Consider the following 12,956-nt stretch of genomic DNA (forward strand, 5'->3'; position numbering starts at 1 on the left):
CTCGGCGAGGGCGAGCTGGACCACCGGCTGGACGTGTCGGGCACCGACGAACTCGCCGATCTGTCACGGACGTTCAACCGGACCGCGGAGGCGCTCGGCGACACCGGCGAAAGCTCCCCCCGCTCGTGGCTGTTCGGCGCCGAGGAGCCCGGGGGCGCCGTGCACGCCGTCCTCAGCCTCTCGGCGGACGACCCCGCCCGGCTCGCCTCCGCCGTCGCCCGCCACAAGGAGGCCCTCGGCCCGGCCGGCGGCGAGGTCGTCTTCCGGCAGAACGGCGGCAAGCTGCCGGGGGCGCTGAAGGGGCACGAGCACTTCGGCTTCTCCGACGGCATCAGCCAGCCCGGCGTACGCGGCTTCCACGAACCGGACCTGGCCGACGGGACCACCGTGAAGGGCAAGCCGGGGACCCGTCTGGTCCCGCCCGGGGAGTTCCTCGTCGGGCAGGAGAAGGCCGGGCGGCGGCCCGCCGGACTGCCCGCCTGGGCCACCGGCGGCTCCTTCCAGGTGGTGCGGAGGATGGCCCAGGACGTCCCGGGCTGGTGGGCGCAGGCCCGCGAGCGGCTGGCCGACCTCAAGAGGGCCGGGGCCGCGCCGCCCGAGGCGACCGAGACCTGGGTCGCGGCCCGCCTCGTCGGCCGGTGGCCCGGCGGCACGCCCGTCGCGGGCTGCCCGCTCGCCGAGCAGCCCGCTCCCTTCGGGACGGATCCGGACGCCGCCCTGAAGTACGCGGACGACCCCGACGGCCGGCGCACCCCGCTGTTCGCGCACATCCGCAAGGGCAACCCGCGCGACGGCCTCGTACCCGCCCCCGGCCGGCCCCCGCTGGCCGCCGCCGAGCTGGACAACCGGCGGATCATCCGGCGCGGCATCCCCTACGGCCCCGCCTACGACTTCGAGCGGCCCGCCGGGAAGCAGCGCGCCCCGCGCGGCCTGGTCTTCGTCGGCTACCAGGCCGACCTCGTCCAGCAGTACGAGTTCGTCATCAAGCGGTGGATCGACGAGACCGACTTCCCGCCCGGCCGCAACCCCCGCGTCGGAGCGGACCCGGTCATCGGCCCGGAGTCCCCCGTCACCTTCGAGACCGCATCCGAGCGCGGCAGCCGCCCCACCACCCTGCGCTTCGGCCGGTTCGTGCGCACCGAGGGCGCCCTCTACGCCTTCACGCCCTCGCTGCCCACCCTGCGCGCCCTGGCCGAGGGCCGCCTCGACGACTCGGTGGAGGTCCACGCCGGCACCGTCCTGCGTGCCGGCGACGTCCTCGACGCGGGCGCCGTACGGCTGGCCTTCCAGGCCGACGGGGACCTCGTCCTGCTCGACGCCGAGGGCGCCCGCCTGTGGAACGCGGGCACCGGCGGCGCCGGCCGGGAGGCCCTCTTCTCCGCCGACGGCGAGCTGAGCGTGCGCGACGCCGGGGGCGCGAGCGTGTGGAGCAGCGGGACCGGCGGGCACCCCGGGGCGCGGCTGCTGGTCCGTCCCGCCGGTGACGTGGTGGTCCTCGACGGCGACCGCGCCCTGTGGAGCAAGGGCGGGGCCCGCGTAGGGTGACGGGGGAACCACGGGAACCGGCCGGGTCGCCGCCGGCTGGGCCCTTGCGCGCGAATCCGGAGGCGGTTGCTGCGTAAGGTGCTTAGAGCACACCGATGTGCGACGACGGACAGGGGAGGGCAGCCCCGACATGAACGGCAAGGAAGACGGAAGCACCGCGGACGCCGCGGACGGCGGGCGCTACGCGGCCGCGCGGGCGGGCGCGGCCGACGCCCACGACAAGGAGAAGGACTCCAAGGAGCCGCTGCGGGTGGGCGTCGCCGTGCGCAAACGGCGCCGCGCGCTGCACCTGACCCTCGCCGCGGTGTCAGCGCGCAGCGGCCTGTCCGTCCCCTTCCTCAGCCAGATAGAGAACGAGCGGGCCCGCCCCAGCATGCGCTCGCTGGAGCGGGTCGCGGACGCGCTGGAGACCACGGCCCTCGACCTGCTGGCCGCCTCCGACACGGCGCGCACCGTGGACCTCGTACGGGCCGGGGACGAGTCCGGGACCGCTCCGGTGATGGGCGTGCGCCCCCTGGTGCGCGGCCACCACCAGCTGCACGCGCTGGAGTTCACCGGCGACCAGGACGCGGGCCGCGAGTACCAGCACCGCAACGACGAACTGATGTACGTGGTCTCCGGCGCCTGCCAGGTGGAGGCCGAGGGGCGGGCGTACCGGCTGGAGTGCGGGGACGCGCTGTTCCTGTCCGGCGGGGTGCGCCACCGCTGGCGGGCGGTCAGCGACGACACCCGGCTGCTGGTCGTCGCCGTGGGCGACCACATCCACGCCACCTCCGAGCCGCCCTCGCCGGGGCGCTGAGGCGGTGCGCGTCGTCTCGCTCGTGCCGTCCCTGACCGAGGCGGTGGCCGTGAGCGCGCCCGGCGTGCTGGCCGGGGTGACCGACTGGTGCACGCACCCCGCCGGCCTGGGGGACGCCGTGCGGATCGGGGGCACCAAGAACCCGGACGTACGGGCGGTCGTGGAGCTGCGCCCGGACCTCGTGATCGCCAACGAGGAGGAGAACCGGGCCCCCGACCTGGCGGCGCTGCGCGCGGCCGGGGTGGAGGTGCTGGTCACCGAGATCCGCAGCCTGCCGCAGGCGCTGAGCGAGCTGGACCGGGTGCTGGTGGGGGCCCTGGGGCTGAAGCGGCCCCCGTGGCTGGACCGGGCCGAGCAGGCGTGGGCGGCCGTGGAGCCCGTCGGATCCCTGACCGCGTTCGTACCGGTGTGGCGGCGGCCCTGGATGGTGCTGGGCCGCGACACCTTCGCCGGGGACCTGCTCGCCCGGCTGGGCGTGCGCAACGTGTACGCGGAGCACCCGGAGCGGTATCCAAGGGTGCCGCAGGCGGAGCTCGCCGCGAGCGGCTGCGATCTGGTGGTGCTGCCGGACGAGCCGTACCGCTTCACCGCCGCGGACGGCCCGGAAGCCTTCCCCGGGCTGCCCGCCGCCCTGGTCAGCGGCCGCCACCTGACCTGGTACGGGCCCTCCCTGGCACGGGCCCCGGAGGTGCTGGCGGCAGCCGTGGAGGCGGCGCTCCGGAGGCGGGCCGTCTAGCAGGCCGGCAGCAGGCGGCCGGCGAACAGGCCGCGCAGGGTGTGGACGGCGGCCGGCAGCCAGGCCGTCAGCAGGGCCAGGAACAGGGCGGTGGCCAGCCAGGCGAAGGCGTCCAGACCGGTGTGGCGGGCCAGCCCGGCGGCGCCGGTGACGCAGGTGCCGACGGGGAAGGTCAGCGCCCACCAGGTCATCGCGAAGCCCATGCCGCCACGGGCGGCCCGGACCAGCATCGAGACGGCGAGGGCCAGCCACAGCAGGGCGAAGCCCATGACGGGCACCCCGTAGACCACCGCGAAGGCCCCGAGGGCGTGCGCGTGGGCGGCGTCGATCGCCCCGGGGGCCACGTCGGCGAGCTGGTTCACGGCGGTGGTGGACTGGCCGAGGGGGCCGAGGACCAGGAACAGGGTCGGGGTCAGCACCAGGGGCAGCGGGCCGCTCACGACCAGCCGGCCGAAGACCAGGGGGAGCAGCAGCAGGGTGGCCAGCAGGCTGATGCCGAACATGGCGTAGCAGGCCAGCAGCAGTGCCTCGCGGGGCTGCCCGGCGGGCAGGTGGGGGACCAGCAGCGGGCCGACGGCGGCGGAGACCATGGGGGAGACCACGGGCAGCAGCCAGACGGGGGTGGCCCGGGAGGCGTCCACCTCGTGCCGGACGACCATCAGATAGGGCACCACCACGGCCATGACCAGGCCGATCAGGGTGCCGGCGGTGAAGAGCACGGCGTCCGCGGCGACGGCGGCGCCCGTCCCGACGAGGTCCTTGCCGACGATCAGGGTGCCGCCGCCGACGGCCAGCAGGGCCATCGCGAGGCAGCCGTAGAAGGGCGCCACGGCCGGGTCGAGGAGGTGGGCGCGGGCCTGGTCGCGGTGGTGGAGCCAGTGCCCGGCCCGGGCGGCCAGCAGCACGGCGAGGGCCACGGCGGACAGCGCCCAGGCGATCTGGCAGGCCACGCGCTGGCCGGGGAGCTGGTACGGGAGGGTCGCGCCGGCGTTGGCGATGATCGCCGTGCCCATGACGGGGGCGTACCAGTTGGGGGCGAGGTGGCGCAGCCGCGGGACCTTGTGGGTCCGCAGGACGGGTGCGGCGGTGGTGCGGGGGCGTACGACGGTGGTGGCCATGGGCCCAGCGTCCCGTCGGGAGGGAACATGCGGCAGAGGCCGCAGGTCTATGAGGCCATAAACTGATGTTATGGGTAACGAGGAGCTGGTTCCGCTCGCGCACCGCGTGCCGGACCTGGGAGCGCTGGAGCTGCTGCTCACGGTGGCCCGGGTGGGCAGCCTGAGCGGCGCCGCGCGGCGGCTGGGCATCACGCAGCCGGCGGCGAGCAGCCGGATCCGGGCCATGGAGACCCGGCTCGGGGTGGCGCTGGTGGACCGCTCGCCGCGCGGCTCGACGCTGACGGCCGAGGGCGCGCTGGTCACCGACTGGGCCCGGCGGGTGGTGGAGGCCGCCGAGGCCTTCGACGTGGGGGCCCAGGCGCTGCGGGGCCGGCGGGACTCGCGGCTGCGGGTGGCGGCCAGCATGACCATCGCCGAGTACCTGCTGCCCGGGTGGCTGATCGCCCTGCGCGGCGAGCGGCCCGACACGGCGGTGTCCCTGCACGCCGGGAACTCGGCCGACGTCGCCCAGCGGGTCCTCGCGCACGAGGCCGACCTCGGCTTCGTGGAGGGGCTGACCGTCGCCGACGGCCTGGACTCCGCCGTCATCGCGCAGGACCGCCTGGTGGTGGCGGTGGCGCCGACCCACCCGTGGGCGCGGCGCTCGCGCGGGGTGGAGCCGGCGGAACTGGCCCGCAGCCCGCTGATCCTGCGGGAACGGGGCTCGGGCACCCGGCAGGTCCTGGACGCCGCGCTCGCCGCGTCCGGGGGACTGGCCCAGCCGCTGCTGGAGCTGGCCTCGACCACCGCCGTCAAGGCGGCGGCGCTCAGCGGGGCCGGGCCGTGCGTCCTGTCGGAACTCGCGCTGGACGACGAACTGTCGACCCGCCGGCTGGTGGAGGTCCCCGTCCCGGGCGCCGCCCTCGCCCGTGCCCTGCGCGCGGTCTGGCCCACCGGCTCCCGCCCGGCGGGCCCGGCGCGCGACCTGCTGTCGCTGACCCGGCGCTGAGGCGCAATGGCGCTCCCCGGTGTCGAGGAACCGCACCCCGGCACTCGGTCCCGGTGCCGCGCGGCGGGACCGGTGCGGCTCAGCTGCGTGCCTGGAGCGACTTCGTCAGGAGCCCGCCCGCGACGATCAGGGTCACGCCCAGCCACCACACGTTCCCGTCGAAGACCAGCACCGCGATGCCGATCGGCACCAGCAGCCCCGCCAGCGGCAGCAGCAGCCCCGCCGCACGCGGCGCCCCGCCCCGGCCGTCCGCGCGGGCACGGAGCACCTGCGGGTACCAGACCGTGAAGCGCACGGCGGCGACGATGGCCAGGATCTGGATGATCCAGCCCGTCCAGATGTTGTCGGGGTTGTGCAGCACCAGGTCGCCGAAGCCGCCCGCGAGGGCCGCCACCAGGAAGGCGAGCCCCCACGCGCCGGTGATCACGTAGTTGGCGCGCAGGAAAGCGGGCGCGTGCCACAGGGACGGGTCGGTCCGCTCGCGGGCGTACTGGAGGGTGAAGGGCATCCGCACCGCCATCGACCCGAAGGCGATCACCGTCAGGGTGAGGTTCGCGATCTCCCCCGCGTACGTCTCCAGCCAGCGCAGCGTGCCGTCGCCCGCCAGGGCGCCGATGACCGCCAGCGCGGCGAAGAACACCACGTCGGCCAGCTCCAGCAGCTTCCAGGACGCGGCCCGGTGCACCAGCCGGCCCACCACCACCAGCGCGAGGGCCGCGGCCAGGGCGATCCCGACCGCGACCTCGAACCGTCCCGGGCCGACCAGCAGGGAGAAGAGGATCCACGGCGCCATCCCGACGACCGGGTTCTCCAGGAACCCGGACGCCGGGCCGGTGGCCCTGCCGCGGCCTTCCGCGCCTTTCGTCCGCACCCTCCCAGCCTGCGCGCGGCCGGGACGGGCGGCCATTCGGGGGGTCAGGACACCGCGACCGCCGTGCGCGCTCCGGCCGCCTCGACCAGCGAGGCCATCACCCGGGTGTCCTTGTCCCGCTCCGGGTGCCACTGCACGCCCAGCACCCAGCGCGAGCGGTCGGGGATCTCGATGGCCTCCACCGTGCCGTCCACCGCGTACGCCGAGACGACCAGCTCCCGGCCCAGGCGGTCCACGGCCTGGTGGTGGTACGTCGGGACGTCCGCCTCCTCCGGGACCAGCTCCGCGTACCGGGTGCCCGCGACGGGGCTGACGGGGTGCCAGGAGGTGACGCCCGGGGTGTGGACGTGGCCGTCGATGTGCTGGATCAGGGTGCCGCCCAGGGCCACGTTCAGCGCCTGCATGCCCCGGCAGATGCCCAGCACGGGGAGGTCGGCGTCCAGGGCGGCCCCGATCAGGGCGAGTTCCCATTCGTCGCGGACCCGCGCGGGGGGACCCGTACGGGGGTCGCGCGCGGCCCCGTAGCGGGCCGGGTCGACGTCCGGGCCGCCCGAGACCACCAGGCCGTCCAGCCGGCTCAGCACCTCCGCGGCCCGCTCCGGTTCGTCCGGCGGCAGCAGCACGGCCGCGCCGCCCGCCGCCTGCACCAGCTCGTAGTACCCGGCCGGGACGAGGGACGTGGGCAGGTCCCACACGTTGTAGCGGGTGGATTCCTCCACGTAGGCGGTGATGCCGATGAGCGGCCTGGGCACGGATTACCTCCAGGATGGTGCCGGATCGAGGGGCGGTACAAGGCTCTCAGCCGCGGGTCAACTCCGCCTCGGCTTCCGCCAGCGCGGCGGCCTCTTCCTCGGGTGCCGAGGCCACGAGGCGGTGGCGGCTGAAGAGCGCGAAGTAGGCGAGGGCGACGGCGTACACGGCGAGCGCGATGAGCGCCGCGTCCTGGTCCACCAGGAAGGTGGCGACCAGCGCCGACAGGGCGAGGACGAAGGCGACGGAGGAGGTCAGGACCCCTCCGGGGGTGCGGTAGGGCCGTTCCAGCGCGGGTTCGCGGCGGCGCAGCACGATGTGCGAGAGGGCCATCAGGGCGTACGAGATGGTCGCCCCGAACACCGCGACGTTCAGCATCCGCGCGCCGTCGCCGGTGGCAGCCGCGAGGGCGAACCCGATGGCGCCCGGAATCACCAGTCCGAGGTACGGGGCCTTGCGCTTCGAGGTGAGGGACAGGAAGCGCGGCAGGTACCCGGCCCGGGACAGGGCGAAGAGCTGGCGCGAGCCGGCGTAGATGAGCGAGAAGAAGGAGGCGACCAGCCCGGCGAGCCCGGCGTAGTTGACGAAACGGCTGAGCGCGGTCGGCCCGCCGTCCCCCTCCAGGGCGACGACCAGCGGGTTCCCGGCGGTCCTGAGGGCGTCGGCGCCCTGCGCGCCGGTGGCGGCGAAGAAGGTGATCACGGCGAGCAGCGTGAGGACGCCCATGGCGATGGCGAGCGCCTTCGGCATGGAGCGGACCGGGTCCTTGGCCTCCTCGGCGGCGAGCGGTACGCCCTCGACGCCCAGGAAGAACCACATGCCGAAGGGGAAGGCCGCCCAGATGCCGAGGACGCCGAAGGGCAGCCAGGAGCCGGAGCCGAACGCGTCCGGGTCCACGGGGATGTCGTCCAGGGCGCCCGCGTCGAAGCCGGTGAGGGCCCCGAGGGCGAAGACCAGCAGTGCGGCCACGGCGACGGCGGTGACGACGAGGCTGAAGCGCAGCGCCTCGCCCACGCCCCACAGGTGCACGCCGATGAAGAGGGCGAAACAGCCGAGGTAGACCGGCCAGCCGGAGGTCAGCCCGAACAGGCCGAGGGACTCGACGTAGTCGCCGATGAAGATGACGATCGCCGCCGGGGCCAGGACGTACTCGATGAGGATGGCGGTGCCGGTCAGGAAGCCGCCCCAGGGGCCCAGCGCGCGGCGGGCGAAGCCGTAGCCGCCGCCCGCCGTCGGCAGGATCGTGGACAGCTCGGCGAGGGAGAACACCAGGCAGGCGTACATGGCGCCCATGAGCACGGTGGCGATGGCCAGGCCGCCGAAGCCGCCCTTGTCCAGGCCCACGTTCCAGCCGGAGAAGTCGCCGGAGACCACGTACGCGACACCGAGGCCGGTCAGCAGCAGCCAGCCGGCGCTGCCGCGGCGCAGGGAGCGGCGTTCGAGGTACGCGGCGTCCGAGTCCCCCGGGGAGGGGGGACTGGACACGGGCACGGGTGCGATGTCGTCGGCCATGTGCGCTCCTGCCTAGGGCAATGCAATGGTTGTGAGGCGTACCTTTGCGTCAAGGGTGTGGAGCGCGCAAGACCCCCGCGTTAAACGGGGGTTACGAAAACCTCCCCCGGCGCCTCACGCCAGGAACCCGCGCAGCAGCGCCGCCGTCCCGCAGCAGTGCTCGCGCATCACCGCCCGCGCCCCCTCCGCGTCGCGCTCCAGCACCGCCTCCACCAGCGCCGTGTGCTGCTGCTGCGAGTGCTCCAGGTTGCGCACCAGCAGCGGGATGCAGTCCAGCAGGTCGTTCACGCGCGCCCGGACGGCCGCGTACTGGGCCGTCAGGGTGGCGGAGCCGGCGAGTTCGCACAGCGCGAGGTGGAAGAGGGTGTCCTGGCGGCGGTACTCCGCGAGCGGGGCGTCGTGGGTGGCCGCCAGCGCCGCCCGCAACCGCTCGGCGCCCTCCTCCGAGAGCCCCTGCGAGGCGCACAGCCCGGCCGCGCCCACCTCCAGCACCTCGCGGAAGCGCAGCACGTCCTCGATGTCCACCCCGGCCACGCGCCGCCGCAGCTCCTCCTCGGCGCCGCCGGCCGGCGTGTCCGGGCGGGCCAGCACGAACGTTCCGCCGTACCGCCCGCGCCGGGCCTCCACCAGGCCCTGGTCCTGGAGCACCTTGAGCACCTCGCGCAGGGTGACCCGGCTGATCCCCATCCGCTCCGCCAGCTCCCGCTCCGGCGGCAGCCGTTCCCCGCCCGGCACCAGGCCCAGCCGGACCACCTGGAGGATCTGCTCCAGGGCCTCCTCGAAACCGTTGCCCGCCCGCACCTGCCGCAGCACGGGATTCAGCCGCGCGATCGCGCCACCGCCGCTCGCCGTGTCGGTCATCTCGGCCCCTCCCCTTCCCAAGCAATGGTTCTGTTCAATACCTTAGGCCTCCTCGGCTCACCGAAGGAGAGATTCCAGTGGTAGACCGCAAGCCGCCGCTCGCGCCCGGGGAGCTCCGTGCCCTCGTCGCGAGCGGTGAGATCGACACCGTCGTCCTGGCCTTCCCCGACATGCAGGGACGTCTTCAGGGCAAGCGGTTCGCCGCACAGTTCTTCCTCGACGAGGTCCTCGCCCACGGCACCGAGGGCTGCAACTACCTCCTCGCCGTCGACACCGACATGAACACCGTCGACGGATACGAGATGTCCTCCTGGGACCGCGGCTACGGCGACTTCGCCATGCGCCCCGACCCCGCCACCCTGCGCCGCATCCCCTGGAACCCCGGCAGCGCCTTCATCATGGCCGACCTGGGCTGGAACGACGGCACCCCCGTCGTGGCCGCCCCCCGGCAGATCCTGCGCCGCCAGCTGGAGCGGCTCGGCGAGCTCGGCTACACCGCCATGGTCGGCACCGAGCTGGAGTTCATGGTCTTCCAGGACACCTACGAGCAGGCCTGGAACGCCAACTACCGGGGCCTGACGCCCGCCAACCAGTACAACATCGACTACTCCGTCCTCGGCACCGGCCGCGTCGAACCCCTCCTGCGCCGCATCCGCAACGAGATGCAGGCCGCCGGCCTGGTCGTCGAGTCCGCCAAGGGCGAGTGCAACCTCGGCCAGCACGAGATCGCCTTCCGCTACGACGAGGCGCTCACCACCTGCGACCAGCACGCCGTCTACAAGACGGGCGCCAAGGAGATCGCCGCCCAGGAGGGCGTCTCGCTCACCTTCATGGCCAAGTACGACGAGCGCGAGGGCAACTCCTGCCACATCCACCTCTCGCTCACCGACGCCGACGGACGCAACGCCATGGCCGCCGCCGACGGCGACCAGGAACACGGCATGTCGACCGTGATGCGCCACTTCCTGGCCGGCCAGCTGGCCGCACTGCGCGACTTCTCCCTTCTCTACGCCCCCAACGTCAATTCGTACAAGCGTTTCCGCCCGGGATCCTTCGCCCCCACCGCCGTCGCCTGGGGCTTCGACAACCGCACCTGCGCCCTGCGCGTGGTCGGCCACGGCCGCTCCACCCGCTTCGAGAACCGCCTCCCCGGCGGCGACGTCAACCCCTACCTCGCCGTCGCCGGCCTGGTCGCGGCGGGCCTGTACGGCATCGAGAACCAGCTGGAACTGCCCGAACCCTGCACCGGCAACGCCTACACCGCCGACTACGCCCACGTCCCCACCACCCTGCGCGAGGCCGCGGAACTCTGGGAGAACAGCGAGATCGCCAAGGCCGCCTTCGGCCCCGAGGTCGTCGCCCACTACCGCAACATGGCCCGCGTCGAACTCGACGCCTACGACTCCGCGGTGACCGACTGGGAGCTGCGCCGCTCCTTCGAACGCCTCTGACCCCCACCGCACCGGTGGAGCAGCACCGACAGACCGGCACCGACAGACCGGCACCGAACGACCGGTACCGAAAGACCAGAGAGGCACCACGTGACCGATGTGCTGGCCCCAGCCAGTCTGAGCGTCCTGAACCCGGCCACCGAGGAACTCGTCGCCACCGTCCCGGCCGCCACACGGGACGACGTCGACGCGGCCGTCGTACGCGCCACCGCCGCCCAGCGCCACTGGGCCGCCGCCGCACCCGCCGACCGGGCCCGGCTCCTGCGCCGCTTCGCCGCGGTCGTCGACGCACACGTCGAGGAACTGGCCCTGCTGGAGGTCCGCGAGGCCGGCCACACCATCGGCAACGCCCGCTGGGAAGCGGGCAACGTCCGCGACCTGCTGGACTACGCCGCCGGGGGAGTCGAACGCCTCTCCGGCCGCCAGATCCCCGTCGCCGGCGGCATCGACGTCACCTTCCTCGAACCCCTCGGCGTCATCGGCGTGATCGCCCCCTGGAACTTCCCGATGCCGATCGCCGCCTGGGGCCTGGCGCCCGCCCTCGCCGCGGGCAACGCCGTCCTCCTCAAGCCCGCCGAGACCACCCCCCTCACCGCCCTGCGCCTCGCCGAACTCGCCCTCGAAGCCGGGATCCCCGAACACCTCTTCCAGGTGCTCCCCGGCCACGGAGCGGTCGCCGGGGACGCGCTGGTCGAACACCCCGGCGTCGCGAAGATCGTCTTCACCGGCTCCACCCGCGTCGGCAAGCAGATCATGGCCAAGTGCGCCGAGCGGGTGAAGCGCGTCACCCTCGAACTCGGCGGCAAGAGCCCCAACATCGTCTTCGCCGACGCCGACCTGGAGGCCGCCGCGGCGGCCGCCCCCATGGCCTTCCTCGACAACACCGGCCAGGACTGCTGCGCCCGCACCCGGATCCTCGTACAGCGCACCGCCTACGACCGCTTCCTCGAACTCGTCGCCCCCGGCATCGAGTCCGTGGCCGTGGGCGACCCGCTCGACGAGAAGACCCAGATGGGCCCGCTCATCTCCCGCGCCCAGCTGGAACGCGTCCGCTCCTACGTCACCGACGACCTCACCGCCGTCTGCGGCACCGCCCCCGAGGGCCCCGGATTCTGGTACCCGCCCACCCTCGTCACGGGCGCCGCCCCCACCGCGCCCGTCGCCACCGAAGAGGTCTTCGGCCCCGTCGCCGTCATCCTCCCGTTCGAGGACGAGGAGGACGCCGTACGCCTGGCCAACGCGACCGAGTACGGACTCTCCGGCTCCCTCTGGACCCGCGACGTCGGCCGCGCCCTGCGCGTCTCCCGCGCGGTCCGGGCCGGCAACCTCTCCGTCAACTCCCACAGCAGCGTCCGCTACTGGACCCCCTTCGGCGGCTACGAGCAGTCCGGTCTCGGCCGCGAGCTCGGACCCGACGCCCTCACCGCATTCACCGAGACCAAGAACGTCTTCATCAGCACGGAGGCCTGAACCCCATGACCGACCGCACCGAAGAGATCGTCTGCCGCCGCCTGGTCGGCCGTACCGCCGTCATCACCGGAGCCGGCAGCGGCATCGGCCTCGCCACCGCCCGCCGCCTCGCCTCCGAAGGCGCCGACGTCGTCTGCGCCGACATCGACCCGGTCGCCGGCAAGGCCGCCGCCGAGGAGGTCGGCGGGACCTTCGTCCAGGTCGACGTCACCGACAAGGAGCAGGTCGACGCCCTCTTCAAGACGGCCTTCGACACCTACGGCTCCGTCGACATCGCCTTCAACAACGCCGGCATCTCGCCCCCCGACGACGACTCCATCCTCACCACCGAACTCGACGCCTGGCGCCGCGTCCAGGACGTCAACCTGACCTCCGTCTACCTCTGCTGCAAGGCCGCCCTCCCCTACATGCAGCGCCAGGGCCGCGGCTCCATCATCAACACGGCCTCCTTCGTGGCCGTCATGGGCGCAGCCACCTCCCAGATCTCCTACACCGCCTCCAAGGGCGGCGTCCTCGCCATGTCCCGCGAACTCGGCGTCCAGTTCGCCCGCGAGGGCATCCGCGTCAACGCCCTGTGCCCCGGACCCGTGAACACCCCGCTTCTCCAGGAGCTGTTCGCCAAGGACCCCGAGCGCGCCGCCCGCCGCCTCGTGCACATCCCGCTCGGCCGGTTCGCCGAACCCACCGAGATCGCCGCCGCGGTCGCCTTCCTCGCCAGCGACGACTCCTCCTTCATCAACGCCACCGACTTCCTGGTCGACGGCGGCATCTCCGGCGCCTACGTCACCCCCCTGTAAACCCCGGGCCCGCCCCCCCCCCGCGGGGCGGCCGGGGGCGCCCCGCCCGCGCGGGGCG

Annotated in this window: 12 protein-coding genes; 7 read left to right on the plus strand and 5 right to left on the minus strand. The window is 74.0% G+C overall.

The annotated features are described in order from the left end of the window. The 3 genes from AB0D45_RS33640 to AB0D45_RS33650 all read left to right on the plus strand — a co-directional run. The coding region (locus AB0D45_RS33640) for a HAMP domain-containing protein (RefSeq protein WP_362466271.1) at positions 1-1,545 on the plus strand (1,545 nt) is incomplete at its 5' end. A 250-nt stretch (positions 1,546-1,795) separates the two neighbouring features. Further along, positions 1,796-2,344: an XRE family transcriptional regulator gene (locus AB0D45_RS33645; protein WP_362466292.1), complete on the plus strand. Its 549-nt coding sequence runs from the start codon at positions 1,796-1,798 to the stop codon at positions 2,342-2,344. 4 nt (positions 2,345-2,348) lie between these two features. After that, positions 2,349-3,080 carry a helical backbone metal receptor gene (locus tag AB0D45_RS33650; protein WP_362466273.1) on the plus strand — a complete coding sequence of 244 codons (732 nt, stop codon included), beginning with the start codon at positions 2,349-2,351 and terminating at the stop codon, positions 3,078-3,080. Here the strand turns inward: AB0D45_RS33650 and AB0D45_RS33655 are convergent. Beyond that, positions 3,077-4,198: a TDT family transporter gene (locus AB0D45_RS33655; RefSeq protein WP_361608743.1), complete on the minus strand. Its 1,122-nt coding sequence runs from the start codon at positions 4,196-4,198 to the stop codon at positions 3,077-3,079. The two genes, AB0D45_RS33650 and AB0D45_RS33655, sit on opposite strands and share 4 nt — an antisense overlap. A gap of 70 nt (positions 4,199-4,268) precedes the next feature. On the opposite strand from AB0D45_RS33655, the gene AB0D45_RS33660 reads away from it, so the two are divergent. Continuing rightward, positions 4,269-5,186 carry a LysR family transcriptional regulator gene (locus tag AB0D45_RS33660; protein ID WP_362466276.1) on the plus strand — a complete coding sequence of 306 codons (918 nt, stop codon included), beginning with the start codon at positions 4,269-4,271 and terminating at the stop codon, positions 5,184-5,186. 79 nt (positions 5,187-5,265) lie between these two features. On the opposite strand, the gene AB0D45_RS33665 is transcribed toward AB0D45_RS33660, so the two are convergent. The 4 genes from AB0D45_RS33665 to AB0D45_RS33680 all read right to left on the minus strand — a co-directional run bounded on the left by AB0D45_RS33665 (position 5,266) and on the right by AB0D45_RS33680 (position 9,180). Next, positions 5,266-6,057 (minus strand): hypothetical protein, encoded by a 792-nt coding sequence (locus AB0D45_RS33665; RefSeq protein ID WP_362466279.1) that lies wholly within the window; start codon positions 6,055-6,057, stop codon positions 5,266-5,268. Between the two features lie 44 nt (positions 6,058-6,101). Beyond that, positions 6,102-6,809: a gamma-glutamyl-gamma-aminobutyrate hydrolase family protein gene (locus AB0D45_RS33670; RefSeq protein WP_362466282.1), complete on the minus strand. Its 708-nt coding sequence runs from the start codon at positions 6,807-6,809 to the stop codon at positions 6,102-6,104. Between the two features lie 46 nt (positions 6,810-6,855). Next, positions 6,856-8,319, minus strand: a complete 1,464-nt coding sequence (gene eat, locus AB0D45_RS33675; protein WP_362466285.1) for an ethanolamine permease — start codon at positions 8,317-8,319, stop codon at positions 6,856-6,858. A 114-nt stretch (positions 8,320-8,433) separates the two neighbouring features. Beyond that, the gene (locus tag AB0D45_RS33680) at positions 8,434-9,180 is read right to left on the minus strand and encodes an FCD domain-containing protein (protein ID WP_362466287.1); all 747 of its coding nucleotides are present in this window, start codon (positions 9,178-9,180) and stop codon (positions 8,434-8,436) included. Between the two features lie 77 nt (positions 9,181-9,257). Here AB0D45_RS33680 and AB0D45_RS33685 point away from each other — a divergent pair, with 77 nt between their 5' ends. The 3 genes from AB0D45_RS33685 (at position 9,258) to AB0D45_RS33695 (ending at position 12,898) form a co-directional block, all read left to right on the plus strand. Further along, entirely contained in the window at positions 9,258-10,631 is a 1,374-nt protein-coding gene (locus AB0D45_RS33685) for a glutamine synthetase family protein (protein ID WP_362466290.1), read from the plus strand. 99 nt (positions 10,632-10,730) lie between these two features. After that, positions 10,731-12,101, plus strand: a complete 1,371-nt coding sequence (locus AB0D45_RS33690; RefSeq protein ID WP_362466294.1) for an aldehyde dehydrogenase family protein — start codon at positions 10,731-10,733, stop codon at positions 12,099-12,101. A gap of 5 nt (positions 12,102-12,106) precedes the next feature. After that, positions 12,107-12,898 carry a 3-oxoacyl-ACP reductase gene (locus AB0D45_RS33695; RefSeq protein ID WP_361608755.1) on the plus strand — a complete coding sequence of 264 codons (792 nt, stop codon included), beginning with the start codon at positions 12,107-12,109 and terminating at the stop codon, positions 12,896-12,898. Positions 12,899-12,956 lie beyond the last annotated feature (58 nt).

The sequence above is a fragment of the Streptomyces sp. NPDC048352 genome (assembly GCF_040651895.1).
Classification (GTDB): Bacteria; Actinomycetota; Actinomycetes; order Streptomycetales; family Streptomycetaceae; genus Streptomyces.